Source organism: Pseudoalteromonas luteoviolacea (assembly GCF_021654285.1).
Taxonomy (GTDB): domain Bacteria; phylum Pseudomonadota; class Gammaproteobacteria; order Enterobacterales; family Alteromonadaceae; genus Pseudoalteromonas; species Pseudoalteromonas luteoviolacea_J.
On record NZ_JAKFZS010000051.1, the window covers coordinates 1 to 25502 of the forward strand.

At 40.4% G+C, this 25502-nt stretch carries 22 protein-coding genes and 1 pseudogene; 17 read left to right on the forward strand and 6 right to left on the reverse strand.

Translation table 11 applies throughout. The features are described 5' to 3' along the window. Positions 1 to 540, forward strand: a pseudogene (locus L1077_RS25965) (type 1 glutamine amidotransferase domain-containing protein); the annotation flags it as partial. Further along, positions 528 to 692, forward strand: a complete 165-nt coding sequence (locus L1077_RS25970; RefSeq protein WP_237139671.1) for a hypothetical protein — start codon at positions 528 to 530, stop codon at positions 690 to 692. The pseudogene L1077_RS25965 and the gene L1077_RS25970, both read left to right, overlap by 13 nt. A gap of 55 nt (positions 693 to 747) precedes the next feature. On the opposite strand, the gene L1077_RS25975 is transcribed toward L1077_RS25970, so the two are convergent. Then, entirely contained in the window at positions 748 to 2970 is a 2223-nt protein-coding gene (locus L1077_RS25975; protein ID WP_237139672.1) for a M14 family zinc carboxypeptidase, read from the reverse strand. Positions 2971 to 3526: 556 nt separating this feature from the next. Between L1077_RS25975 and gloA2 the strand changes: the two genes are divergently transcribed. After that, the gene (gloA2, locus tag L1077_RS25980; RefSeq protein WP_237139673.1) at positions 3527 to 3916 is read left to right on the forward strand and encodes an SMU1112c/YaeR family gloxylase I-like metalloprotein; all 390 of its coding nucleotides are present in this window, start codon (positions 3527 to 3529) and stop codon (positions 3914 to 3916) included. An 83-nt stretch (positions 3917 to 3999) separates the two neighbouring features. Here the strand turns inward: gloA2 and L1077_RS25985 are convergent, their stop codons facing one another. After that, the gene (locus L1077_RS25985) at positions 4000 to 5004 is read right to left on the reverse strand and encodes an MBL fold metallo-hydrolase (protein WP_237139674.1); all 1005 of its coding nucleotides are present in this window, start codon (positions 5002 to 5004) and stop codon (positions 4000 to 4002) included. 187 nt (positions 5005 to 5191) lie between these two features. Here L1077_RS25985 and L1077_RS25990 point away from each other — a divergent pair, with 187 nt between their 5' ends. After that, the gene (locus L1077_RS25990; protein WP_275424254.1) at positions 5192 to 5557 is read left to right on the forward strand and encodes a winged helix-turn-helix transcriptional regulator; all 366 of its coding nucleotides are present in this window, start codon (positions 5192 to 5194) and stop codon (positions 5555 to 5557) included. Positions 5558 to 5633: 76 nt separating this feature from the next. On the opposite strand, the gene L1077_RS25995 is transcribed toward L1077_RS25990, so the two are convergent. Further along, positions 5634 to 6779: a hypothetical protein gene (locus tag L1077_RS25995; protein ID WP_237139675.1), complete on the reverse strand. Its 1146-nt coding sequence runs from the start codon at positions 6777 to 6779 to the stop codon at positions 5634 to 5636. A 258-nt stretch (positions 6780 to 7037) separates the two neighbouring features. On the opposite strand from L1077_RS25995, the gene L1077_RS26000 reads away from it, so the two are divergent. The 4 genes from L1077_RS26000 (at position 7038) to L1077_RS26015 (ending at position 12888) form a co-directional block, all read left to right on the forward strand. Then, entirely contained in the window at positions 7038 to 9128 is a 2091-nt protein-coding gene (locus L1077_RS26000; protein ID WP_237139676.1) for a winged helix-turn-helix domain-containing protein, read from the forward strand. 77 nt (positions 9129 to 9205) lie between these two features. Further along, the gene (locus L1077_RS26005) at positions 9206 to 9655 is read left to right on the forward strand and encodes a GNAT family N-acetyltransferase (RefSeq protein ID WP_237139677.1); all 450 of its coding nucleotides are present in this window, start codon (positions 9206 to 9208) and stop codon (positions 9653 to 9655) included. A 418-nt stretch (positions 9656 to 10073) separates the two neighbouring features. Then, positions 10074 to 12401 carry a TonB-dependent receptor gene (locus L1077_RS26010; RefSeq protein ID WP_237139678.1) on the forward strand — a complete coding sequence of 776 codons (2328 nt, stop codon included), beginning with the start codon at positions 10074 to 10076 and terminating at the stop codon, positions 12399 to 12401. Between the two features lie 142 nt (positions 12402 to 12543). Then, on the forward strand, positions 12544 to 12888 hold the full coding sequence (locus tag L1077_RS26015) for a 2OG-Fe(II) oxygenase (protein WP_237139679.1): 345 nt from the start codon (positions 12544 to 12546) through the stop codon (positions 12886 to 12888). An 11-nt stretch (positions 12889 to 12899) separates the two neighbouring features. On the opposite strand, the gene L1077_RS26020 is transcribed toward L1077_RS26015, so the two are convergent. Both L1077_RS26020 and L1077_RS26025 read right to left on the reverse strand, forming a co-directional pair. Next, complete coding sequence (locus tag L1077_RS26020) at positions 12900 to 13988, reverse strand: linear amide C-N hydrolase (protein ID WP_237139680.1); 1089 nt, start codon at positions 13986 to 13988, stop codon at positions 12900 to 12902. 122 nt (positions 13989 to 14110) lie between these two features. After that, positions 14111 to 14986 (reverse strand): LysR family transcriptional regulator, encoded by an 876-nt coding sequence (locus tag L1077_RS26025; protein ID WP_211037484.1) that lies wholly within the window; start codon positions 14984 to 14986, stop codon positions 14111 to 14113. Between the two features lie 153 nt (positions 14987 to 15139). Between L1077_RS26025 and L1077_RS26030 the strand changes: the two genes are divergently transcribed. After that, complete coding sequence (locus L1077_RS26030) at positions 15140 to 15814, forward strand: type 1 glutamine amidotransferase domain-containing protein (protein WP_063363218.1); 675 nt, start codon at positions 15140 to 15142, stop codon at positions 15812 to 15814. A gap of 11 nt (positions 15815 to 15825) precedes the next feature. Continuing rightward, positions 15826 to 16434, forward strand: a complete 609-nt coding sequence (locus L1077_RS26035) for a glutathione S-transferase family protein (RefSeq protein WP_237139681.1) — start codon at positions 15826 to 15828, stop codon at positions 16432 to 16434. Between the two features lie 30 nt (positions 16435 to 16464). Here L1077_RS26035 and L1077_RS26040 read toward each other — a convergent pair whose 3' ends face one another. After that, positions 16465 to 18972 carry a M1 family metallopeptidase gene (locus L1077_RS26040; RefSeq protein ID WP_237139682.1) on the reverse strand — a complete coding sequence of 836 codons (2508 nt, stop codon included), beginning with the start codon at positions 18970 to 18972 and terminating at the stop codon, positions 16465 to 16467. A gap of 241 nt (positions 18973 to 19213) precedes the next feature. Here L1077_RS26040 and L1077_RS26045 point away from each other — a divergent pair, with 241 nt between their 5' ends. The 7 genes from L1077_RS26045 to L1077_RS26075 all read left to right on the forward strand — a co-directional run bounded on the left by L1077_RS26045 (position 19214) and on the right by L1077_RS26075 (position 25232). Next, entirely contained in the window at positions 19214 to 20035 is an 822-nt protein-coding gene (locus L1077_RS26045) for a substrate-binding periplasmic protein (RefSeq protein ID WP_237139683.1), read from the forward strand. 77 nt (positions 20036 to 20112) lie between these two features. Next, a complete protein-coding gene (locus L1077_RS26050) occupies positions 20113 to 21435 on the forward strand; it encodes a hypothetical protein (RefSeq protein ID WP_237139684.1) in 1323 nt (440 codons plus the stop codon). A gap of 310 nt (positions 21436 to 21745) precedes the next feature. After that, entirely contained in the window at positions 21746 to 22282 is a 537-nt protein-coding gene (locus L1077_RS26055; protein ID WP_237139685.1) for a hypothetical protein, read from the forward strand. A 124-nt stretch (positions 22283 to 22406) separates the two neighbouring features. Then, positions 22407 to 22904 carry a hypothetical protein gene (locus L1077_RS26060; RefSeq protein ID WP_211037487.1) on the forward strand — a complete coding sequence of 166 codons (498 nt, stop codon included), beginning with the start codon at positions 22407 to 22409 and terminating at the stop codon, positions 22902 to 22904. Positions 22905 to 23160: 256 nt separating this feature from the next. Next, positions 23161 to 23526, forward strand: coding sequence for a S1 RNA-binding domain-containing protein (locus tag L1077_RS27670; RefSeq protein WP_343222326.1), 366 nt, complete (start codon positions 23161 to 23163; stop codon positions 23524 to 23526). 69 nt (positions 23527 to 23595) lie between these two features. Next, entirely contained in the window at positions 23596 to 24246 is a 651-nt protein-coding gene (locus tag L1077_RS26070) for a hypothetical protein (protein ID WP_237139686.1), read from the forward strand. Continuing rightward, positions 24246 to 25232, forward strand: coding sequence for a DUF262 domain-containing protein (locus L1077_RS26075; RefSeq protein ID WP_237139687.1), 987 nt, complete (start codon positions 24246 to 24248; stop codon positions 25230 to 25232). Before L1077_RS26070 ends, L1077_RS26075 begins: the two co-directional genes overlap by 1 nt. The last annotated feature ends 270 nt before the right edge of the window (positions 25233 to 25502 follow it).

Here is a 25502-nt window from a genome sequence, read left to right on the forward strand (position 1 = left end):
TTATTGGCTGACGATAGAAAAAAGGTACTGATTATCACGTCTAATTTGGTGCATATGGGAGATCCCGATAAAAGCGATGCAAGAAACAATTTATGGGAAGTGGCACCGCCATATCATGTTTTTGTAAGTCATGGAGTTGATGTTGATTTTGTCTCCCCAAAAGGCGGTAAAGTCGAGTTTCAAATGGAAGCTTACGGTATCAGTGCCTATACCATGAAATATGAAGGCTTTACTGAAAAAACCAATAATACTTTGAATCCATCTCAAATTGACCCAAGCCAATATTGGGGTGTGTATATAGGTGGTGGCTACGGCCCATTATTTGACGTAGCAAGCAATAAAGATTTGCAAAAAATCATCGCCGATATTTATGAGGCGGGTGGCATTGTTGGCTCAGCGGGACATGGTGCTGGTGCATTTTCAAATGTAAAGTTGTCTTCAGGTGAGTTTATGATTAAAGGTAAAAAAGTTGGGGCTTTCCAAATTCGACTGAGCGACGTAAAAGCTGGGCAAAGCAAGGGACCTTATTGCCATTCTTAGTTGAAGAGCAATTAAATAAAAATGGTGCGATTGCACAAAACAAAACCACGATGAAAGATAAAAAAGCAGTGATTAAAGATGAGCGTATTGTCTCTACGATGTTTATGTATTCCGCTGCGATTGTGGCTAAAGAAATGATGTTGGCCAAGTAATGACCGATATTATAATGCTCAGCAGCATCTGGTTGCTGAGCATTATATCGTTGTTTTAATTTACGGTGATAAATTGAAAGGTTTCATTGTATAGCCCGTCATTGTCTCGAACTACAAATGCCACCCTGTATTGCCCTGCTGCTGGGAAGGTAAAGGTCTCCTTCACATTACCCGGTATATAGTTAGCATCGATACCGAAGCGCCATAATCTTTCAACAATGTGACCGTCAGGATCTGAAGCACCAGATGAATCAAATTCACACGTGAGGCCGCTGCACTGATAAGCAAAGTTGGCAATTGGCAAATTTTTACCATCCAAGTCGAATACAGCATGTTTCACGGCTGAGATATCATTGGCATCTTCTACCACAAGCGTGACGTAATAAGTGCCTGCCAGTTCATGAACATATTCTATCTTTTCACCTGAGTACTCTTCACGGGATGTTTCAGCGCCAATAAACCAACGGTACTTTAAGCCGGGTTTATCATCAGTACTTTTTGATGCGTCAAATTGGCAAGTACCATAAGTGCAAGTCGGTGTAAAATCGGCAACTGGCGCTTGATTTTGTGCACTTGCGTCATCGTCAATCGTCAAGTATTTCGCAGATTTAACACCCCATTGGCCGGTAACATCTTGAGCTTTAAGTATTAAAGTGTAACGACCATCATCCCAGTCACTTGTATCGAGTGCGTAGTTTAACCGTTCTTGCGGTGAGTCATAAATACCATCGGCAGCAGGGAGTTTAAGCCTTTGTACAACGCCTTCGCCTTGCTTTTTAATTATCAGTTTAACTTTTTTGATAGCTTGGCTTGGTGGCAACGGTGCATAAAATGAGTAACCAAAAAAGTCATCATAAATCCCTGCGGTTAAAGTGATCGGGGTACCTGGTGGTACTGCCACATTGCCGGCTCCTTCTAATTTATAATCAAGTATTTGAGGTCCGCCAGATATTTTATAAGGCGCTTTTGCAACTTTTGCTGCGTAGATCAGGGACTTTAATGTGTTGGGGAAGATTTCACCTTCAAAGTTGCCACAGTGCTCAAAAAACTCGCTTCCTAATTCATAGGTAAAAGATGCAACACCTAATTGGCCATAGGCATAGCCTCCGGCAGAACCGCCAACATGAAAGCGGTTGCCGACCTGAAACGCCTCATAGCCATTATAGGCAGCCAGTCGATGTCCTAACATGGATAAACCCGCTGAGTTGGGTGCAGGAGTGCGCAAGTGTGACCATGGCCACATGATCATACCGCCATAACTATGAATATCTAAAAATAGCCCAGCGGTATCCAGCGGTGCCGCATCTGTATCTAGCTCTCCACGATTATCTTCAAAAATACTGTTGATATAGCTTTGTATAACTTGTGTCTCTGGTTCTGATGCTGCTACTGGACCTTGGTATGTATTGGAGCATTGTTCATCTGAGGAATAGGGTGTTGAGTTCCAAGCAAAGTCGAAATTACGATTTAAGTCTGCGCCTATTTGCTCTTCGTTCGTGGCGCAATAGGCGGTGTTGGTGTTCTTTCGCCAACGTTTACCAAGCTCTGCATATTTTCGGCCGTCAGGGTTGGCTATAAGTAAAATATGGATTTCACGCTGGTTTAAAATCCACTTGATGTCTGGGTGTGTGCGTCTATTTTCTAAGAGGTGCTGTGCAAACTTGATGGTTGTTGCACCTGCCGTATATTCTCTGGCATGCAGAGCGCCCTGCATGTACATGGTGGGGAGCTTTTTATTTTTGTTTCTTTTTTTATTTTTGATCACCAGTACTGTGAGGTCGTGGCCGCCCAGACCTTGTTCTTTTTTCCATGACTGTCCGATATGCTTTAACTCGACAAAGTTTGGATATTTTTCAGCGAGTTGTTCGGCAAGTTCATATGTTTCTTCAAGCGTTGGATAACACGGAAAATCAGGGATCCCAGATACTTGGGTCGGGGTTGGTGTATTTTGACTGGCTTTAACCAATGCTTTTGCTGCACGGTTTATCGGTTGAGGTGGCGTGTGTTCTAAAATGATGGCGCCGGAGGAGCGAGCGGATAAAAACTCTTTTTCGCTGAGCGAAACAATAAGCGCGTTGTGTAAGGTATCGACAATTTGCCCATGGTATTTTCTTGCATACTCAATCCTTTGCTCTTCATTGGCAAAATAGACGGAATAGTCTTTATACATGTGTTGCGATGAGCTGACACTATCTGTTGAACTAGTGTGCGCATACAAGGGGAGTGTTACTGAGCCAAGTGCTAGTAGCATGCTTGTTGTTATTAGTTTTTTTAACATTTTATCTCCTTTAATTGTGAGCGGGTAGTGTAAATACTTCAGGTAAAATAGACCTCCTTTTTGATTTATTTTGTTACATACATTGATGGGAGTGTAAAATGTTATTTTTTATTCGATTGGAATTTATTGATTAAAAATGCGCTTTTTTAAAAGCGATATTTTATCTTTTTTAAACGGATTTTTATTTTTATATCTCATCTTATCAATATATTGCCGTTTTTATTTTTCTATTTTTTATATCATTTTAATTCTATGGCATGTCATAATTTCATCTGTTTTTTATTAATATATTTATTGGTATAGCTATCCTTAAATGTACTTTAATTGATTTTTAGCTTTTTTATCGCGATGGGATACGTAGTTGTAGAGAGCGAGGAGGGCAGATGTTGGAGTTAACTTTTAGGTTTATTAAAGTAGCGTGATTACTCCCATATGTACTTTTACCTGAAAGTAACGTTTAACTCATTTATAATCTAAAGCAACTTTCTTGTTAGACGTAACCTAGTTTGTTGTCCCCCCTTTATGACAGATATTAAATTTTTAGTGGTGGTTAAGTATGCTTAAGGGTATTCATCATATAGCAATTATTTGCACTGACTATGCAGTTTCTAAGGCTTTTTACACAGAGGTACTTGGCTGCAAAGTACTGGCTGAAAACTATCGTGAACAAAGAGACTCTTATAAATTGGACCTTGTATTACCCGATGCTCGTCAAATAGAGCTGTTTTCATTTCCTAGTCCACCTAAACGACCCAGCCGACCTGAGGCCGCAGGGCTGCGCCATTTGGCATTTCAAGTTGAAGACATAGATGCTGTGATTGCGCATTTACATGCACATAATGTTCTAACTGAGCCAGTTAGAGTGGATGAATATACACATCAGCGCTTTACCTTTTTCCAAGACCCTGATGGGTTACCACTGGAGTTATACGAGGTGAAGGCTTGATGGGCCAGAAGTGTTAACAGTACTGGGGTCGTCGAAAAAGATAGAGGCAAAGTGTCGACCTCTATCTTTTAAACACAGATGTATTACAAAGCTCTTGCAAACATAGCCCAAAACATCACTCTAACGTGTGAATAAGCCACAATATCAAATTCTTCCTCTCGGCCTTTACGATACTTCTCAGCCATTTTCTTATGGGCAAAATCTATAATTTCATTGGTGTATCCTGCATACCATGTGAAAGGTGATTCGCCTTTAAAGTGTTTGGAAAAATCTGTTTTTTCTAGTCCCTGACGGATAAAGTTTTGCACATCGATGATATAGTCTTGTACAAATTGCACATCCGCTTTGTAACCTAGATTACTGTGGCCAGTCACCATCACATCCCAATCTAGAGCCATTAATGTGTCTATATCATTTTTATAGGCAATGGCATCTTCTACATTTGAAAAACTTCTAAATTCGAGTTGATCTGGATGAACAAGGTCGATGGCATGAATCACTTTACGGCCGTGTTCTTCTAAAATAAAGACAGTATTGTCAGGTGTATGGCCATTAAAATTGTCATGCACTTGAATCGTATGACCTTCAAACTTAAGGGTATTATCGAAAGTGTGTGTCACTTTTAACGGTAAAGTAACTTTATGCGTTTCTAATGCGTTCTTTACTTCTGTTGAGCTTAATATATTTAATTGTTTTGGTGCGAGTTGCTTCGCGATCACATGAGAGTCACCAACATGATCAGCGTGAGCATGCGAGTAAACAATGGTGCTTAAAGGTTTATCTGTGAAAGATTTAATAGCTTGAAGCAAGTTTTTGCCCGTCCCATGGGGCGCGTCTATTAACATGACACTCTTGTTCCCAACAACAGCCGTGACGTTATAATTGGCAACTGATATCCAATAAATATTTTTAGTTAAGCGTTGAACTTCATAAGGTTTTACAAAGCGGTCTCTATGTGTGCCTGTCACCTTCTGGTTTGGTAGTGAAAGCTCAAGTGCCGAAGCTGGTTTGTAAATAAACTCAGGAGTGTAAGCATTGACTGTGCTTGCCAAAAATAAAGAGCCTAGTGAAAAAAGAAGATGTTTCATGATCGTGATTTCCAGTTTAAATAAGATGTGACACATATTCAGTTTGTAAGCTATTACTCTTGCTATATATCATTTAGAGCTAAAAGTATGCTTACTATGTGTTAGTTACTTTTGTATACTATAGGGCTGTGGTGCTGCTGGGTTCAAGTAAGCACAAATTTGTAAGCTAGTTCCTTGGAGGTAACTTATGTCTAAAAACAATGGGTTAGAAAAAGAAGAATTTGAAAATAATTCACAGGCATGCCCTATGACTTCTGTAATGAACGTGATTGGAGGTAAGTGGAAGGTGATTATTTTATACCATTTACGTGATAGTATATTGAGATTTGGAGAGCTGAGAAAGCGGATCCCAAAGATAACGCAAAAGATGCTGACTCAACAATTAAGAGAGCTTGAAAGTGATGGTTTGGTGACTCGCACTGTTTATCCGGAAGTGCCTCCACGAGTAGAGTATCAAAGCACGCCATTGTCAGACGAACTTAGGCCAATTATTGATATGCTGTGTGATTGGGGACAAAAGCAGCAGGATTATATACGCAGCGTAGACGAGTAGATTTGCAGAACAATATATTAGGTTGTTTAGGTAAGCTTAAATAAGCTTACCTGGGAATTGGGTGTTCAAATAAATACTATTTGTTGCTCTTAATCCAAGCTTGTTCGCCGATATACTTACTTTTCCAGCTGTCGTTTAGCTCGGGTTTTAAGGCGGTGATCTTTCCCATTTCATTACGCACGATTTGAAATGTTTCGCCTTCCTCACCATCTAATAACCTGAGTGTGTTTTGTGATATTGCTTTGAGGCTGAAAATAAAGTGATTTTCACTTCTTGCAATGATGGTCTCTCCTTGAGGAATGAGTTCAAAAATGTGTCCTTGCTGAGTGTTGTAAAAACCAAGTAAGGCACTTTTATCGTGTTTATTCAGCTCGTACGGAGTCGTTTGTATAAAGTGTGTGATGGCACGAATTCGATGGATCGGGTTAAATGCTCGGTTAGGAAAGTGGGTCTTAAAAAACGAAGTAATTTGCTTGTGTTGTGCGATTTTTTCAGGGGTTAATCCCTGATTTACTAACTCGGTCACTAAGCTTTTGAGGGCATGACTGTACTGTATTTGCTCCACAAAATGTTCCTTGTTAAAAAGCTGCTCGCTTTTATAGGTGCCACCGGGAACGATAACCGTGTTTTCGTCGATGAAATTGAGTGTTTTTTGCAGGCCATTTATGTGACCATTTAAACCTTTAGGACCTAGATAAGTGAGCCAATCATGCCTAAAACTATCGGCGGTAAACAAGACATTAGCTTCCTCTAGTAGAATATTTATCTGGCCATACGAATGCCCCTCACTTTTGATCGTCCGTATATTTTGCCCGCCAAAATACATACTAAACTCATCTCCAATGAGCATTTGGGTGTAAACATCGCGATATTTCAACGCTTTGTGCGAGATAATGGTGGCCCCTTTGTCTGCAAAGTGTTTATTTAGTTGGGTATTGTTACCATCATAGTTACTGTTGATAACGTATTTAACGGGTAAAGGGGATATCTTTTCTAGCTCAGCTTCAAAGTTTTTCACATCATAGGCAACCATGCTGTTGATCAATAACAATCCATCTTTGCCTACGACGACGCCAAATCCTAAATTCATGGTTTTCCAATGTTTTGTCAAAATATGTACATTGTCGCTTAGTTTTTTGTGTGAGTAATTAGCATGTGCTTTGACCCAAGGTGCGATCACGAGTGATGCCATCATTGCCAGTTTGAAGAATGTATTTCTCAAAGATGTGTCCTCTATGTTATCTCGTTGCCACTATTTTCAATATGATGTTTAACAGTGCAATGAAGGGAGGCTGATGCTTTGCTGTGGAAAAATATTTATATTTTTATCATGGGGTTATTGATTATTCGGTTAAGAATTTATGGCGCAAAAATGATGACATAGAGGTACAAGCGTGTTAAAAAATGGTCGGTATTGGGCCGCATTGGGATCAGGTTGGCTAGCGGTTAGGGATATGATTGAGTTAGAGAGAGCCTTGCTTTGAAAGAGTTTTACATTAATGAGTTCCACGTAGATATGTACCGCTCTCAAATTCGTGTTGACGGCAAAGTACATAGTGTCGAGCCAAAAGTCTTGCAAGTGTTGGCTCTTTTGGCAGAGCATCAAGGCGAGGTTGTCACACATGAGCAATTTTTAGCGCAGATATGGCCAAACATGGTTGTTGGCCCAAATGCCATCCAACGCTGTATTGCACAGTTACGCAAAGTACTCAATGATGATGTCAAAACGCAAGCCTTAATTATGACTCACCCAAAAATTGGTTATAGTCTAATACCAAGTGTGCAATGGACTAAACGAGCCGTAAAAAACGACTTATTAATGAATGCGTGTCCAAGCAAACAAGCCCTATCAGAAAGCACAGCTGGATCTTCGTTCAAAAAATGGGGGTTGGGAGTCGCGATTTTATTGGTTGTTAGTCTACTTACTTGGCAGTTAATGCCACCGATGAATAACGCAGAGCGTGTGCTTAGGATCAATAAGCTTGAGGCGATAACCGCAACAGACTACAGAGAGATCAAACCCAGCTTTTCACCCGATGGCCGCTATATTATTTTTCAACGTCATTTAGGTGGTTGTCAGAATGAACTATGGGCGAAAGACCGAAAAACCAATCGAGAGTACCGATTAACCAAAGAAGTTGGTTACTACGGTGCGCCAAGTTGGTCGCCAGATGGTCAGCAAGTGGTTTTTTCAAGTGTTGCAGCGTGCCAGCAAACGCAGCAGTTGACCGGCTGTAGTGAACTTCGTGCATTGTCGTTTTCAGTGGCGAAAACACAAGCGCAGCAATCTCGGCGTTTGCTAGCCTGTGATGGTAACGATTATGATTCTCCAGTATGGATAGCAGATGACAAAATTGCATTTATTAATAGAGGAACTGAGGAAGAACACGTTGGTATCTTGTCGTTAAAAGATAATAAGGTAAGCGTTCTTTACAAGCCGGAAGATAAAACGCTTTATTTTCTTGATTATGGATATATGCAAAATAAGATTGCGATATCAGAGCGCGATGCCATCAATCGATTTAGCTTGGTTACGATAGACATGGAGACACAGGCACAAAATCGCATTGAACTTGAGCCAAACCCCCAACACAAATACGCTAAGTTTTGGCAGCTGAGTTGGCATCCGAGTGAAGAGTCACTGATCACCGCTGCAAATAACGGTTTGTACAAAGTTGATATGAAGGGGCGGTTTCATGCTTACACCCTGCCAATGGCCGAGCATATTTACACACCCAAGTTTCACCCTAATGGCCATACTTTAGTCGCCTCTATGGGGGCGTTTGATTACGACCTTGGGTTTGGCAATATTCATCATTCTGAGCCAACAAGCTTTGCGCGCAGTACTCAAAACGAGTTTAGTGCGAAGTTGCAACCAAATGGGGAGCATATTGCATTTATCTCTGATCGCAGTGGGTCGAGGCAAGTATGGCTGGCGGCAAAAGAGCGAGCATCAGACGTCATGCCTTTACAGCTTAGTCAGTTTACTAAAAACCACTATTTACAAGATTTTGTTTGGTCACAAAACGCCAGTGTAATCATTGCCGCAGCGGGACATTCGTTGCATTTATTGGATTTAAACGGAGAGCATACAAGTATTGCGACCCCGTTTGAAATTGTTGACGTTTATCAGGCGCTGAGTGAAAACCGCGTGTTACTAAAAGCGGTCGTGAATGACGCGTTTAAACTGGTTTTGTATGATTACAGTAGCCATGAATATAGCTTGTTTACAGCTAATAAAGTGAACAGTGCTCGAGTTGGTAGTCAGAAGCAGCTTTATATACTCAATGAAAATGGCAACATTTATGTGAATCATGGTTCTGATTTGAGCTCGCTGATTGATACGGCAACATTAGGTTTAAATCAACTTCTCGATGTGCAAGGTGAGCTGATTTTTGCTGCTTCAAGAAATGGCAAAATTTGGCAGGTTAATATGCAAACTCAAGTAAAAACTGTGCTGTATGAAGGGCCAAGAAATATCGATATATTCTCAGATTTCAATCCCAAAACTGGCGATGTGTTATTTTCACACTTGGCGTCCAGTAAAAATGAGATAGTGGTATTAGAGTAGTCAATCGCTTGCAACTTATGACACTATAAAATGCAGATTAATAAGGCAATTGAGACGACTTAAAAGGAGTGAGTAAAATGGCGATTATCCGCGTGGCAACGCAATCTGACTTAACTGGTTTAGTAAAGCTGTTTAAAGAGCTCAGGCCTCATGATCCAGAAGCGTCTCATGATGCTTTAATATCAGGTTGGAAAATCATTGAGCATGATGAAAATAACCACTTTATTGTTGCTGAATTAGACGGTGAGATAGCATCCACCTGCCAGCTGGCGATAGTAACGACACTAACTAATGGTGTGCGGCCGTTTGCCGTTATTGAGCATGTTATTACTGGGGCGCAATTTCGGCGCAGAGGACTGAGTGAAAAGGTCATAGAGGCTGCTGTTGAGCTGGCTTGGCAGCAAGGGTGTTATAAAGTCATGTTGTTGTCTGGTGAAACTCGAACTGCCGCCCACGGGGTATATGAAAAAGTAGGCTTTATCTCAGGGACTGAACGCGGCTTTGTGATTAAGAATCCTCACGTTTAGTCATTGACTCACAGACCTTAAGAGCAAAAGAAGCGTCACAACATGGTTCATGTAGTTAAACACATGTGCTGTACTGTGGGACTTACAATAAAAGGTTAATTAAGTAGGTCGACTTAACTGATGTAAACAAGCATATGCATCATATTATCGAATTACCAACGAAGATCTTAATTTATTTCTCCGAATTTAATTGCGTGAAATAAGGCTAAATTTTTATTCAGTTTAGTGGGATTAAAAAAGGACTGTATTTAATTTGGGAACCAGGTTTTAACATCGGTGGTTGAATATTAGCCGAGAACATTAATGTTAGGTATGATAATTGTGTTGTTAATGATAATTATTGTTATTGCTATTTGTGTGGTTTTCAATACAATACTTGCGCGCTTTTCTTAACAACAATTATTATATTGGAACTATCATGACTTCAACCCTGAAAAAAACGGCCATAGCAGCTTGTCTTGCTGGGCTTTTTTCTGCTTCTACGCTCGCACATAATCATACTGAATCTCAGCAGTCATCTAAAATCGAAGTGGTCACTGTAACAGGTCAGAAGATACAAAACTCACTACAAGACACGAAAGAAAGTGTTGCAGTATTTACTGATGTTGCAATCGAAAAAAACAACTTAACGGATGTATCTGATGTATTTCAGTTAACACCGGGTGTTGTCGGTGACGCGTTCAGTTTTACTATCCGTGGTGTAAATAGTGGCTCACCTACACAACCAAATCGTGCAGAGCTAGCCTCTGTTGTTTTCGATGGGGTAACTTTGTCCGGTTGGGCAAAAGGCGAAGGTGCAAGCCAATTGTGGGACATCGAGCAGGTTGAAGTTTTGCGCGGGCCGCAATCTACCAATATTGGTCGAAATGCTTTGGCAGGTGCCGTTGTTATTAATTCCAAAGATCCTGTTTATGCCAATGAAGGTGTTGTGAGTGTCGGCTTTGGTAATTATGGTAGACAAGAACTTAAAGGCGTTGCAAACGTCAATATCATTGATAATGTTGTCGCACTGAGAGTCGCGATTGAAGATTCTAGCGCTGATGGCTTCATTGAAAACGTAACACGTGGCGAAGATGATTATGGCTATGATGAAGATCAGTCAATCCGCGCTAAGTTATTGATTGAGCCAAATGACGATCTACGCATGATCTTAAGTTATCAGCGTACTGACAGCGGTTTTGGTGAGTGGCGTGTAAACGATCATGACTATGATGCAAAAGCGCGTATCTCGACCAGTAACGAAGCGTCTCGCCATGATATTGAAGCAGATATCTTATCGTTTAAAGTTGATTACAACATTAATGACGAGTGGGATTTGAACAGTATCAGCGCTTATCAAAATAGTAAGCGGATCCGCATTGATGACATTGACCAAACGAAGCAAACAGTTGAAGAGTTTGGTGGCATTATCACGCGTAACGATGAAGATAAAAACTTCTCTCAAGAGCTAAGATTTAACTATACGGGTGATAATCTTAGAGGTAGTACTGGTATTTACATCAGTAAAGTAGACGGTATTCGTCGCAATATTTCGGATAATCATTTTGATCTTGTCAGCCTGTTCAATATTTTTGAGTCAAGCGTTACTAAGATGCCAGCAACGGGGGCGTTAAGTGGTTTACTGACTCAACCGAATCCACAGTTATTCTTGGCTGAAGGTATTTTTCCACAGCATTGGGATCTTTATTCAGATGGTCAAAGTGACGTTGAAATAGAGAACCAAGCCATTTTTACCGAATGGGAATATAAGTTTGATGACAATTGGATGTTCACGGTTGGTGCGCGTTATGACAAAGAAACGCAAACGGTTATCTCTCAAAACACTGCAAAGTCTGATGCTGGTTTAGCAGATACTTTTGTAGAGGGCGATCCGCGAGGCAGTTTTGAGTTGCCAGGTACTGGTATGACATTGAACCAAGTGATTACGCTTGCGAATGTTCAATTAAGTGCGCTTGCAACAAATACACCGCGCTCTGTTGCAGAGACGGATTTTTCAAATTTTCTGCCGCATGCTGGCGTAACTTACAGCTGGAATGATGATGTGTCTACGAGCTTCTTTGTGAAGAAGAGCTATCGTTCTGGCGGTACCGAGATGTTACTGCTCAATGGTATCAATGAATTCGATTCTGAAGAGCTTTGGAATTACGAATTTGCAGTACGTGCAGTTGTGCTAGATGGTGACGGTGTGCTTAATGCAAACATGTATTATGCCGATTGGGAAGACCAACAAGTGTCTGTGCCAGAGCCAAACACCAGTAATGACGCATTCCAAATGGTAGTCAATGCCGGTGCTTCTGAGCTATCTGGGGTAGAGGTATCATTTGATTATGCAGTGACGGATGAGCTAGACATCTTCTTAGGTGGCTCGATTTCGAAAACTAAATACAAAGAATTAAATGTCCGTGGTGATGACTTATCAGGTAATCAATTTGCCAATGCGCCAGAGCACACTGCTGTGGTTGGCATGAGATATTTTGCACAAAGTGGCTACTTCTTTACGACGAATGTAAGTTACACCGGCGATGTATATGCGGACGCGGCAAATACCAATAAAGTGAAAGCGATTACATTGATGAGTGTCAATGCTGGTTATCAAATGGATGACCTGAAGTTTGAAGCGTATGCGAAAAACGCGCTTGATAAGCACTATAGAGATTGGGGCCAGATACAAGCGTCTAATGGCGATTCTCGTGTGGATTTAGGCGATCCTCGTGAAATCGGTGCAAGAGTCACTTATTCGTTCTAAATTTATTGTTTGGAGCCCATTGTTAGATGGGCTCTTTTTCTCTATCTACCTTCTCGTTTGCTGTACATTTCAAGCTTCTCAAGCCCTGTCTTTTAGGGTAATTTATGTTGTACTTTCTGGATTAACCTGCAAGGAGTAAATAATGTTAAAGCAGCTATTCAAGTGGCAAGTTGGTCGACAAAAATCTGGCTATCATAAAATGCTGCTTATGGGCGCACATTGGCCTGTTAAGTTTGATGTTTATTTACTTAAGTTCCCAGAAGGCTGTGAAGTGCCTAAGCATGTTGATGAAGTCTCTTCAGGCCGTCACTTTAGATTGAATCTCGTATTGAAAAAAGCTAACAAAGGTGGCGAGTTTGTGTGTCAGTCGCCACTTTATGAATCTGACAGAGTAAAGCTGTTTCGACCTGATCGCTGTATACATTCTGTGTCTAGGGTAGAGAAAGGAGAGCGGCTGTTACTCAGCATCGGTTGGATCCGATGCTGAGCGCATATGAGTTAGGCACCAATACGGCATATCTCATCTGGGATGAATAAGTTGGGGCTGTATGGGTCGAGCACAGGTGTAAGTAGCTCGTTGACTTGACCTTCATAGCTATTATTGATGACCTGATTGTCTGAGCTGATGGTGACCATATCTAAACGCTTTACTGGCTCATTAAAATCAAATGTATGTAGGTCTACCCAAATGGTATTGGCGGTGCGAGCATTACTAAAGTAATATTTTTGCTCGCTGTGATTGACTAACGTTGTCCAAAGCGTATTGGAAATGTTTGGGCTTTCAGTCATTTGCACATTATACCCAAGCGGTACACAGGCATTCGCCACAACTGATTTTGCTTGAGCTAGAGCTTCGTCATGGCTGGTCGGGGCATTCATATGGCTAATATAGAATAATGCGCGTTCAAATCTGTCCGCAGAAAATGGTCCACCCGGTATGGTGTGACTGGCGGCAATATTTTCATCTGACCATTGCCACTTCCAATATGCATCAATTTTTAATTGCTGGTCATAACTTGGGTCGTTGGTCATCACGACATAGTCATCTTTGCTGTGAATGTAAAACTGACCGTTGTACACTTCGATGATGGCAGAGTTACCTGTTACATCCGATACAGATAGGTGTAATGTTGCAGGTTTGCCGTCACTGTTTGGCACATCTGCTGACACCAACTCAATTTTTTGTTGCTCGAATTCGCTGACAACTTCTTTTACAAAAACGAAATTATCTAAAACATATTGCACCCAACGCAGCACGCTCAGTTGTCCTTCTTTGCAAGGCTGGTCTTTCGCATAGGTGGCATTGCAATCGTAGAGTACGTTTGCGGCCAGACCCATAGAGTTCATGCCATCAGAAGACGCCCAGCCACTTTGCTCGTCACCGACCATAGCAACGACACTGGCATATTTTGAGCACCATTTTAGCGCTTTTTCGTTATCTTTTTTGTTATCAGAAATGGGCATGCCTATTTTGTTTAGGCCTTTATCAAAGGTAAATAAGCTAGTAGGTAAAGGGAACATCCAGTCCATGTTTCTAGCTGTTGCAATGTACTTGCGATTGAGGTTATTTAGCACTCGAGTACACATCGACTTTCTCCTTAAACACGCTTGATACGTGATGAGTATGGGTTAATATCGTCTTTGATAGTAATCCTGAGTGCCAAGAAAAAACATTACACTTTATAACAGCTTAATTAGAGCATGGTTGATCAAAAGTCTTGAAAATGTTGCAGTAAATAGTCGATGGCCAAACGCGCACGTAGCGGCTGAAATTGACGGTTTTGATATACAATCCAACTCGTTGCGCCCGAACTCCAAAATGGCTTTAAAATAGGCGTCAGTTGCCCTGCCTCAATGGCGCTGTCAAAAGTACGTTCTGGCATATAGGCGATACCAAGCCCTTGCATGCAAGCAGACACTACAACGTTCGCATTGTTGCTGCGCCAGTTTCCCTTTACCTTGTACCCTTGCTTTGTGCCATCCACTAAAAATGACCATGTATCGTTATTAGCAATAATACAGTTATGGTGTTTAAGCTCAGACGGGTGACTGGGTGTCCCGTTTTTGGCTAAGTATTCGGGGCTTGCCACAGCCATCATTGAGCGGCTGATGAGCTTGCGAGCAATTAAATTTGAGTCATGGAGCTCACCATAGCGAATGGCGAAGTCGATGCCATCTTCAACAAAATTAACCATACGGCTGTTAAAGTCGATTTCGATGGACAGTTCAGGGTGAAGCTTGGCAAATGCCATCAGTGCAGGGGCGATGTAATTTTCAGCAAAACCGCCTGCGGCACTGACGCGTAAAGTGCCGCTTAAATTAAATTGTTGCTGTGCGAGTTGCTCATTGGCTTGTTGCAAGCCAGTGATCAGCTGCTTGCATTGCTGATAATAAAAGACGCCATTTTCTGTGAGGTTGATTTGTCTTGTTGTTCTGGCAAACAGGCTACAGCCTACACGTTGCTCGAGTCGAGAAATTTGTCGACTGATATGGCTGGTGCTGCAATTTAGTACTTTTGCAGCTGATGAGAACCCGCCGCTTTCAGCAACCGCTACAAATTCAAAAACACCATCAAAGCTATCCATTAAAAAAACGCCTACTCTTAAGTTTAAATTTGATAAATGAGAGAACTATTTTTGCTAAATAGCAAAAGAGTTTCACTGATTTAGCTAATTATCATTTATTTGGAAAAAATATACAGTACTAATCAAGATAACTTAAGCCAAAGGACAGTAGAGATGAAAAAAGTTCTGATCCCAGTCACTAATCATGCCACGTTAGGAGATACTGATCAGCCTAACGGAACGTATGCTCCTGAACTCACTCACGTTGTTGCAGTGCTCAATGCCAATCACATTGAGTTTGATATTGTGTCACTCAAAGGCGGTAAAGCGCCGTTATACGGCACAGATGCAGAAGGTGACCAAGTAAATAGTGATATTCTGGCAGATACGGCATTCATGCAAAAAGTTGACAATACGCAACCGATTATTGACGTAAACATAGATGATTATGACGCTATTTTTTACCCAGGTGGTTTTGGTTTGTTAAGCGATTTAGCCACAGACACAACTATGAGTAGTTTGGCAGCAAAACACTATGAATCGGGTGGTTTGATTGCGGCGGTATGTCATGGGCCGGCGGCTTTATTGCCTATCACGTTAAGTAATGGCAAAGCGTTACTGGCAGACAAAAAAGTCACGTCATTCACGCGAGAAGAAGAAGTCGATTTTGGCACCATTAACGACATTCCATTTTTGTTAGAAGAGTCACTAACAAGATTGGCGGCGCAGTTTAATAAAGTACAGCCTTGGCAGAGCTTTACAATAGAAGACGAGAGAGTGATCACAGGGCAAAACCCGGCCAGTGCGCACGCAGTCGGCGAGTTACTTGTGAATAAACTGACTGGGTAAGGAGCTAAGTAATGATTACCGTTCACCATTTGAATGAGTCTCGCTCGACACGGGTTATTTGGTTGCTTGAAGAGCTCAAAATGCCTTTTGAGGTTGTGCATCATCAAAGAGATGAAAGTACCAAGTTAGCACCGCCTAGTTTAGGTGAAGTACACCCACTAAATAAAGCCCCTGTGATTGAACATAATGGTCACGTATTGTGTGAGTCAGGTGCCGTATTGGAGTACATTCTAGATCAAAATAATGAAGGTTTGCTTCGTCCCGCTAAAGACGACGATACTTACTATGCGTACTTAGAGTGGCTGCATTTTGCAGAAGGCTCGCTCGGGCTGCCAGTGATCACCTACTTGTTGATGCAAATGGAAACTCGTTCGGGTGACGCGCCATTAGATGGATATATTGCGAAAGAATTGAGTTTAGATCTTGGTTACATTGATGAGACCTTGGCTAAGCGAGCGTATTTTGCAGGTGATGAGTTTAGTGCTGCAGATATCATGATGACGATTTCACTAGAAATAGCAGGCAGCTTAAAGCTACTGGAAAATCGACCCCATATTCAAGCTTATTTAACTCGTGTTCAAGCACGGGCTGCCTATCAAAAAGCGCGCACTTTTGGATAAATAAAAAGAGCTGAATTCAGCTCTTTGTATTTAGTGTATTGATGCAATGCTCTGGCTTATCTTTTTTGAGCGTTTGGTGCATTGCTCAATATTATGCATGACGACGTTCAGCTTTTCTTCGAGTCCCTCAATGTGCAACCAAGTATTAAATAACTTGCTGACAGCCTGCTGCTGCGCCTTAGAGCAGGATGTAATGAAGCTATATGGAAACCACTGTAATGAAGCCGGCGTAATTCGAGCAATGATTTTATCTTTTCTTTTTGCGATTAAATCGGCAGCAATGACTCTGAGAGCAGGATTGAAAGCCGGATATTGAAAGTTCACGTCGATGACCATGCCTTTTGTCGCATCGCTAAGAAGTAAGTCATAGTACAGTTTCACTTTCTCGGCATTATTCACATATCCCAGTGCTGGTAACATGCTGTCTTTTACCTGACTGGGCATTTGCTTAAACTGTGTGACTAACTGTTGGTACTGAGCATTGGTTGTGCTGCTTGCAAGCACGGCAATCATTTTATCTAAATGCGGGTGCTGCTGACTATTTGGCCTGTAGTAATACTCTTTTGCTGTTTTTATTGCATCAGGTGCTTTTAAGTAAAGGCCAAAAAACTGTAATACGTCTCCACCATATGGCTTTTTAAGCAGAGTCTCCCAGTCTGGTTGGTGCGTGATCTGTGCACTTAAATAGCGAGCGAATGGCTGTTGATGGCCAAGCTGTATATGGTCAATAAATACGTAGTGCAATTCGTTGATGAGTGTATTGGCCTGTTCTGAGTCTAGTGGCAGTTGGTTTAATTCCCGCACCACACTGTCAATATACGCCATGTATTCAATGTGGCCACTGATTGCCATAGATTGTTGATTATCCCGATAGGAGGCCTGCTCGGATGGACTGAGCTTGTCAAAAGGAAACTCTTTAAGCCCTGTACCATCAATATAACGAAAATAGCCAGCACCATTTGTATCTAGGAATATGCTTTGGACGTTGGCGGGGAGGGTAATCTTAAGTTCAGCGCCTTCTAATATCAGCTTTTGTGTGGAGACTTGTTTTCCATCCCATAACTTTAGTGATACTGGAACTGTCCAGAGCATATCGTTTCTATCTAATAAATCGTTTTGTGCTAATACATAATGATCACCTCTTTTGGAAATGGTTACCAGTGGGTAGCCGGTGTTTTGGGTGAAACTGGTGATCATGTTTTGTAGTTTAGTCTCGGGTAATAGGGCTAAAAACTGGTCCGTACTGACATTTTTACCGGCAAATTTTTTCACGTAAAGTTGTAAACGCTGTTGCAGTGCTTCAGCGCCATAAGCTTGTTCAAGCATTTCTAAAATAGCGCGGCCTTTGGTGTAATAAAGTTGACCATATGCCACTGTATCTTCACGTGTTTTAACATCAAAAATCAGTGGAATTGCATGCTGGTTATCGTCATTGAATGCCCTTGCTTGCGGCACATGTGTGCAAGAAGCAGTGTCTGGATAGAGGCTCTTAACCACCTTCGCGGCGATAAACTCAGTAAAAGATTCATTAAGCCAATAATCATCGTACCATGCCATGGTTATGTCGTTGCCAAACCAACTATGGGCGATTTCATGGGCAATGAGCTTTTTAAACTGACAATGTGCACGCAAAGTTGCATCTGAAGTGGGGACTTGATTTTCATTTAATGCCACTAAACCGAGATTTTCCATCGCTGCAATGCCACCAAAATTGCCTATTACAAAGTCGAGCCTTTGGAAAGGGAAGGGGCTTTGTAAATAATCTTCGATAAAGGAGACGGAATCTACGACAACTTTATCAAAATAAGGAGGCAACATAGCTTTATGACTCACAGGGCTGTATACCATGGCGTTGAGATTGCTTTTAGTTAGTTTCTGCTGTGCAAATTGACCGACTGCCAGTGCAAGGATATCGGTATTCATTTTTGGAGTTTTATTGAACTGAGTGACTTTTGTATCACCCTCGTACGTGACAGAGCTTGCTTGGGTATTGTGAAGTACCGTATATGATTTTGGTGCTGTAACGTTAAAGCTAAATGTCGCTTTTTTATCTGGTTCATCCAGTGTTGGAAATACTCTGCGCGCTTCCATCGATTGGAACTGTGATAGTAAATACACTTGACCTTTGTCATTTTGAACTCGATACAATCCCTCCACATGGTCAGATATTGCAGCTCGGTATTTTATTTTAAGCGTTGCATCGCCTTTGATTTCTATGGGTAATGCATGGGTGACAATTTCGTACTGATTTGGCTTTGTTATATTGAGTGGCCACTTTTTACCTTGATAAATAAGTGAGACTTGTGTGATATCAAGGCCTTTACTGTGATATGCGAGCGATTTAGTGGGTATTTCGAGTATCAGGTTGAGTTCAGTCGAGCCTGAAAAAGTGCGGTTACTGGGGTCGATTTGTAAGTTTACTGACTGGTGCTTTAGCTGGACATGAGTTGGCAATCGATAATCGACATGTGCTGTCGCAATGGCGAGCGACGAATTTATTATCAGAGTCAGTGTAAAAATATACATTTTCAACCGCATTGTATCCCCATTAAGTTTTATTATTGTTGTGCGTGAGAGAGGCTTAAGATCAAGCTTTGCCTGAACTAGTGTACAAGGCCTAGATATAACTAGTACATAATGAAGGGTTTTTAAAGGTTAATTTAATACTAAAGGCTGTATTTTATAACTTTAAAAGACGCTTATTCTGTCGATATTTGTTTTGTCATACATGGCGAACTTAACTAAGCTTTTTATAAGAGCGATTTATTTAGGCGGCAAAATGGTCCTATTGTTGCGAGCATTGACAGTTGTATGTTTAACCGTTGGTTTTGCTTGCCATGCTGCGCTTAAGACTGTTTCGGTTATTACCTTACCTGATTATGCGCCATTTGGTTTTTTAGATAATGGTGATACGCATGTTGTGCGAGTAGCACCGGGTGAAGACAGCCCTGTATTTAAAGGCTTTGCGTGGGATGTCGTCCGTGAGAGTTTTCATGAAATGGGTTATACCGTGGAGCTATGGGTTGTGCCCTGGGCCAGAGCACTGACTTATCTCGATAATGGCCGTGTTGATTTGATATTCCCCGTTAGCATCAGCGAAGAACGCCTTAAGATATATCGATATTCAAAAGAGTATGTTAATACAGTTTATTACCGTATATATGTGTTAAAAGAGCAACCTATTGAGTGGGACTCGCTCGCTACGTTTGATGGTAAAACCATTGCACAAATGCGTGGCTTTAATTACGGTGCTAAATGGGCTCAAGCAACGGACATTAAAAAGTATGATGTTGGTGAAATCTTTCAGGGCTTTGAAATGTTAAAAAGTAAACGTGTGCATGGCTTTGCTGGATACGAAGGGGTCTGGGATATTGTATTGCAGCAACATAATTTAGAGAATGAAATTGTCAAACTCCCCATGTTTGATAGCAATAAAGAGTTTATCGCTGCGTCATACGGCAACCCAATGGCAAAAAAACTTTTAAAACAGTTTGATTTGGGCAGGCAGCGGATCACAGAAAACGGCACCATGACGAGGATAAAACATAAGTGGTCAGCTGTACTCAGTGAGCAAGTTGAAGCACCTGTACAGCGAAACTAATGTAAACGTTACGATTTTCTATTAAGTATTCTAGCCGCTTGCCGATACTCTAAGATGATTGAATAATAAGGATTATTATGAAAGTATCGTCTGCAAATGGTGTATTGAGTTACGCCTCTGTACCAGTGACCTCTTCTTTAGACAAACCACACAATAGCGCTGTGAGTGTGGACACGGTGTCTTTGTCAAAGCAAGCTATCAATCGCCATCCACTTTTAAGCAAACCTGCGTTTATTCAAGGTGCCGCGGATTTATCTGGAGGCGCACAGCGCAATGAATCCGGTGAGGTGACAAGTTATAGTGGTTTGTCATCACAAGCGCAGGTGGAGGAATTTATGGCAATCTTTGAGAGAATGTCATCCTCACATCAAACTAAGCTGCGTTACTTGCCTGTGGATGAGTCATTTTTAACGTTGGCTGATAAACTCACTGACCAGCAAATTGAAACAGTGATAGACAGCGCCTTTGCACTGTCAAAGCAATATGTGTCTCAGCAGCAGAGCGGCCAAGAGCCAGTCAGTGATTATATTAACAATCTCAGCGCTTTATCAGATGATAAATTGGCAGTGACCCTGGATTTAACCAAGTCTGTATTTGATTTAGGAGAACAAGAGTTAGCTGCTAGGGCACTTAGCAACCGCTACCCTGTTGGAGTTATGTGGGGCACTACAGAAGATAAGCGTTTATATAAACCTGATCAGGCGCACCCTACACATGCGTTTATCACACAAGAACCGCTTGGTGCAAAGATGATAGAAGATTTAACCCATGCGGCTCAAGCGTTCTCAATGGATGAACTTGCCCAGTTGAAACAGGGTATAGAGGGAAGAAGCTATTTGGCGACACGCGGTATTTTGGATATGGCCGCGCTGGTGTCTGACAAGGACAAAGAAAATCTATTTACATTATTAAGTGAAGAACATGCGCACACGGATGCGCTATTTAGCTTTTTTGGCACTCAGTCAGACAAATTAGCGTTTACGTCTTTTTATCATGCAAAGGAGGGCAGTGATATTGATGATGAAAACGTGGTTAAACTTTATTACACCTACAATACAGATTCTGATACGCAGCGCACAGCCATGATGGGTGATATGTTCAAATTGCATAGCCAGCAAGGACTCGAGTTCGTCAATGATGCAGTTAATATGTTGCAACAGACGAATGCGTCACAAAGAAGTGATGTATGGCAGCAGTGGCAGGGCGAGACTACTGGCGCTGATGCTGTGTCTTTAGATGATTTAGCGCTGCAAATCGAGGCGAGTAAAGAAGATGAAGACGATAAGAAGCAGCAACTGCGTAATGAAATACGTGAAAGCTTTAAATGGAACTTTGCTAACGGATTTGATAGCGCCCTAGATGAGATTAGGGTTTCAAAAACCAATAAACCAGAGCAATGATTTACTCGTTTCTGCCCCAAAACGTGTTTAGAGTAGTGCCTCTGGGCGAGAAGCGGCCATTAGAAAATTATTTCAAAAGCACTGTTCTTATGTCCAGTTATTCTGTGTTTCTCCTATAGTCAAGAAAACGAACCATTGGGTCGTTTTTATTTTTTCCATAATTTCTATATTGATAAAAAATATATCTTTAGCAACAAGTTAGTTATTTTGATAGAACTGGTACAATGATAAGAATGATCCTTGGCTCGGTAGAAAAACGACCCAATGGGTCGATATTAAATTGTTAGCAGTTTCAGAGTACTCAGAGTTCATGAAGTCAGTATTAATTAAAATATTAAAATTTATAGGGTGGCTTGCTCTATTAATGATTGTAGGAATAGGTTCGTTTTTAGGTTATGAACAATATGAAAGAGCAGAGAAATTAAAAGCAGAACTGAAATATGGGACTTCAGCTGATTGGGAGTGGTATGACAAATATGGTCGTATTCAAATAAGATATGATGAAAAAGCTAAAAAAACCTATCTTCGCAAGACTTATGTAAAAGATAAATATGTTATCTATGCATATAAACATGAAGATTATAGTCTTGGAGCTTATGTATATTTTATAGTTGATTGTAAGGCGAACAGTACTATAACAACCTCAAAGACTTTTAACAGTGGAGCTGAAAAAAAACTACTCTGTACACCTGAAGGTAATGCTTTGCAATATGGTGTTACTTGGTCTGAAAGGAATTCTAATGTAGTTTGGGAAGAAGATTTAGACGGGTTCAAATTCCGAGAGAACTTTGGTTCTTGGGATTTCTCAGTACTAGATCGAGAAATAACATTGTCAAAAGCAGAGTAAAAACTGCTAACAAGCGCAATCAAACGGAGCAATTTTCCGCTGTGCTCCAAACTGCCCGGTGTTGCGGGCGTCATGTGTAAAATCTAGTTTGAATTTGTCAATAAGTTAAAGAGAGGTTGCATTAATGAATGATGTTTTGTGCAAAGTTATATACTTTGACCAACATTTAGTCTTCAAGAAAAGTTTATATGAGAAAGTGTCTCATGACGAACTAAGTGTTGTTTTTAGAACTAATGAAAATGTACTTTGTCATCCGTACATTTATTTTCGTCCCATCAATGTGACTGATGTTATCAAAGAATATGAATTTACAGAGCTAATATTTGAATGTTATGAAGGGCATGCCCATGTTGTTTCGCAGTCAGTTGAAGAAAACGACGACGAAGTTCATATAGTCACCCGTTATTTTATGCCGCACGATGACGAGTTAGGTAGCTTGCGAGGGAATAAATTTATATATCAAACAGACGATTACACTTTTGAATATCAGATCGAAAGTTCTCTAGTGCCTCTTGACAGAATATGTACTCCTCTCAACCCATTAGGTTTATCAATTGAAGGTACTCTTAAGTGCTGGGTAGTTGAAGAGCCTTTGGATACATATCTTTCTTTATACAGATGAGCATGGTTTTACACATAACCCCATTTTGTTTTATTTATATGTATATATACAGTTATCAGTATTTGTCACATATCACTGTTATGCGACAAGTGACGTATTTTAACCATTTCTAATTTGGTGACATCGGCTTAACTTATTGTTATGGTTGAGGGTATTAATGTACGTATATAAATGGCTGTTGTTATGCTGCAGACATTACGCCGTTGTTATGCGACATTTGTCGTAGATAAAAATGTTAGGTATTCAGGGAGTAAAATTGAATTCTGTAGAGTTATTCAAAAAAGGTAGCTTTTTTAAGGCAATAATAACTAGAGTCGAACCTACATTAGAGGCAGCATTTGTAGACTTCGGCGCAGAAAGGCAAGGTTTTTTGCCGCTAAAAAATATAGAGGGATACGACAAGGAATTACATAAAGAAGGCTCGTTTTTAATTGTTAGTATTGAAATGCCTGAAAACGGACAAAAGGGTGCAGCTGTTAAGGCTCATAAAACAGTACCAAATGGAATAACAGTCCATGAACTTGAGCTGTCCTATCAAGAAAAGAAAAGCACAATAAGTACTGCTATTTTCTTTGCATCAGCAATAATTTTATTTGGCGCAATCGTGTATATGAATACCTAACAAGGTCGTCAACGCGGACAAATAACAGTTGGCTTTGTTCGTGCCTCACAAATTTTAGCCAACTATTATGTGCCGGTTACAACGGCGTTAGAAGCAAAAGGAGAAGTAGTGCATCTCGAAAGTTTTATGGAGCAATTAAAAGAACAAGATACGATTGAGAAGCAGTATGATTTTTGTCGTAAGTTTGTTCTTCATGGAACTCCTCATGTATTTAATGGAAGAGATGATGACTTTTATGAATTCAGGAAAAGAATAGCCCAGAAGTTCAACATACCTTTTCACGAAATTTATATCACCGGATCTGGAAAATTAGGTTTTAGCCCTTTCAAGCTTAAGGAGTTTGATTATGACTCTGACATTGATGTGGCAATAATATCACCGAATTTATTTGAAAATATCATGAGGGATATTTCCAAATACCAAATGTCATTTCGTAAGGCGAGAGCTGTTGTTCGAGAAAGTGAATTAGAAATGTATCACCAGTTTCTAGAATATGTAGCCTTAGGTTGGATAAGGCCAGACAAACTCCCCATTTCTTTCCAAATGAAAACCTTTAAAAATGATTGGTTTAACTTTTTTCAAAGCTTATCATATGGAAAATCTGAAGTTGGTAATTATAAAGTAAATGCAGGTGTTTTTCAGAGCTATGAACACCTTGAAGATTATATTGTGAGCGGCTTGATTGATGTTAGAAATAGTCGAAAATTAAGGAATAAATAATGGCATATCAAATGAAACCATCAGTAACAAATCCAACAATTGCTGATATTTATGAAAAAATAGAAGATGGTAAGCTTGATTTGTCTCCTGATTTTCAGCGGAAGTTTGTATGGACGCATGAGCATCAAGAGCAGTTTTTAGACACCATCTTAAATGGCTTTCCATTTCCAGAAATATATGTGTGCCAAGGGAAAACAGATACAAAGAAGCTTAGAACAAGCCAAAAAGTTATAGATGGCCAGCAACGACTCACTACTATAAAAAATTACATTGAAGACTCATTTGATAAACCGTTGAGTATTGTTAAAAAGTTTGACGATTTAGATGAAGGTGAACGTGAAGAATTTCTCTCATATCAAATTGTCGTGCGAGATATTGGTAAAGTTGAAGAATCTTTAGTTAGGGAGATATTTAGAAGAATAAACTTAACTAAGTTTAAATTGTCAGATATTGAGATTCAAAATGCTATCTATGATGGGAAATTCATTCAAACCGCAAAAGAATTGGCTAGCGATATAGAGCTTGAAGAATTTGGAGTTTTCCACGACTCCGAATTTACACGTATGGCAGATGTGCACTTCTTCCTTCAAGTTATGTCTACGCTGGAACGCGGTGGTTACTATCACAGAGATAGTGAACTTGAGAAATGTGTTGCTGAATTTAACGAAGAATATCCAAATCACCATAAAATAAAATCAGTGGTTTTAAATGCAATTTCAATTGTAAAATCTTTGGATCTCAATATCGATTCAATTTGGTTCAGAAAATCTAACTTCTTTACGCTAATAGTAGAAATTTGTATGGCTAATAGCATCTCACCTGATTTTAAAAAGAACTTAGAAACATTTGAAGAAAATATACTGCAAAACAAGCATACAAAAGATAACGATTTTGGTGTGTATTACGGCTACATGTATGCTGGAACTAACAATCGAAAAGCTAGAGTAACAAGGTCTGAGATTTTCAGAAAAGTTGTAATGGTGTAATTTGCTTCTAACAAGGCGCTCAACTAGGACAAAATTAAATAAGCTCGTCGCTTCGCTCGATTTTAGCTTATTTAATTTTGCCTGTTAGCTAAGCGTTGTGAGCGACTTTATCTGGCAAAGGCTGCCCCTCATCTCTAACACGTTTATGTCTAAAAACGAGCTAGAACGACAATCTGCTTTTCGCTCATAGCAGACCTAATCAACTGTACGATTTGATCGAATTAATAAGTTATAAATGTCAGATTAGATATGAGCTACTACAAATAAGTT

What these genes read in the sequence shown, in the direction of transcription:
- L1077_RS25975 (WP_237139672.1), bottom strand. Translation starts at nt 2,970, where the DNA reads ATGTTAAAAAAACTAATAACAACAAGCATGCTACTAGCACTTGGCTCA.
- gloA2 (WP_237139673.1), top strand. Translation starts at nt 3,527, where the DNA reads ATGCTTAAGGGTATTCATCATATAGCAATTATTTGCACTGACTATGCA.
- L1077_RS25985 (WP_237139674.1), bottom strand. Translation starts at nt 5,004, where the DNA reads ATGAAACATCTTCTTTTTTCACTAGGCTCTTTATTTTTGGCAAGCACA.
- L1077_RS25990 (WP_275424254.1), top strand. Translation starts at nt 5,192, where the DNA reads ATGTCTAAAAACAATGGGTTAGAAAAAGAAGAATTTGAAAATAATTCA.
- L1077_RS26005 (WP_237139677.1), top strand. Translation starts at nt 9,206, where the DNA reads ATGGCGATTATCCGCGTGGCAACGCAATCTGACTTAACTGGTTTAGTA.
- L1077_RS26010 (WP_237139678.1), top strand. Translation starts at nt 10,074, where the DNA reads ATGACTTCAACCCTGAAAAAAACGGCCATAGCAGCTTGTCTTGCTGGG.
- L1077_RS26015 (WP_237139679.1), top strand. Translation starts at nt 12,544, where the DNA reads ATGTTAAAGCAGCTATTCAAGTGGCAAGTTGGTCGACAAAAATCTGGC.
- L1077_RS26020 (WP_237139680.1), bottom strand. Translation starts at nt 13,988, where the DNA reads ATGTGTACTCGAGTGCTAAATAACCTCAATCGCAAGTACATTGCAACA.
- L1077_RS26025 (WP_211037484.1), bottom strand. Translation starts at nt 14,986, where the DNA reads ATGGATAGCTTTGATGGTGTTTTTGAATTTGTAGCGGTTGCTGAAAGC.
- L1077_RS26030 (WP_063363218.1), top strand. Translation starts at nt 15,140, where the DNA reads ATGAAAAAAGTTCTGATCCCAGTCACTAATCATGCCACGTTAGGAGAT.
- L1077_RS26035 (WP_237139681.1), top strand. Translation starts at nt 15,826, where the DNA reads ATGATTACCGTTCACCATTTGAATGAGTCTCGCTCGACACGGGTTATT.
- L1077_RS26040 (WP_237139682.1), bottom strand. Translation starts at nt 18,972, where the DNA reads ATGCGGTTGAAAATGTATATTTTTACACTGACTCTGATAATAAATTCG.
- L1077_RS26045 (WP_237139683.1), top strand. Translation starts at nt 19,214, where the DNA reads ATGGTCCTATTGTTGCGAGCATTGACAGTTGTATGTTTAACCGTTGGT.
- L1077_RS26050 (WP_237139684.1), top strand. Translation starts at nt 20,113, where the DNA reads ATGAAAGTATCGTCTGCAAATGGTGTATTGAGTTACGCCTCTGTACCA.
- L1077_RS26055 (WP_237139685.1), top strand. Translation starts at nt 21,746, where the DNA reads ATGAAGTCAGTATTAATTAAAATATTAAAATTTATAGGGTGGCTTGCT.
- L1077_RS26060 (WP_211037487.1), top strand. Translation starts at nt 22,407, where the DNA reads ATGAATGATGTTTTGTGCAAAGTTATATACTTTGACCAACATTTAGTC.
- L1077_RS26075 (WP_237139687.1), top strand. Translation starts at nt 24,246, where the DNA reads ATGGCATATCAAATGAAACCATCAGTAACAAATCCAACAATTGCTGAT.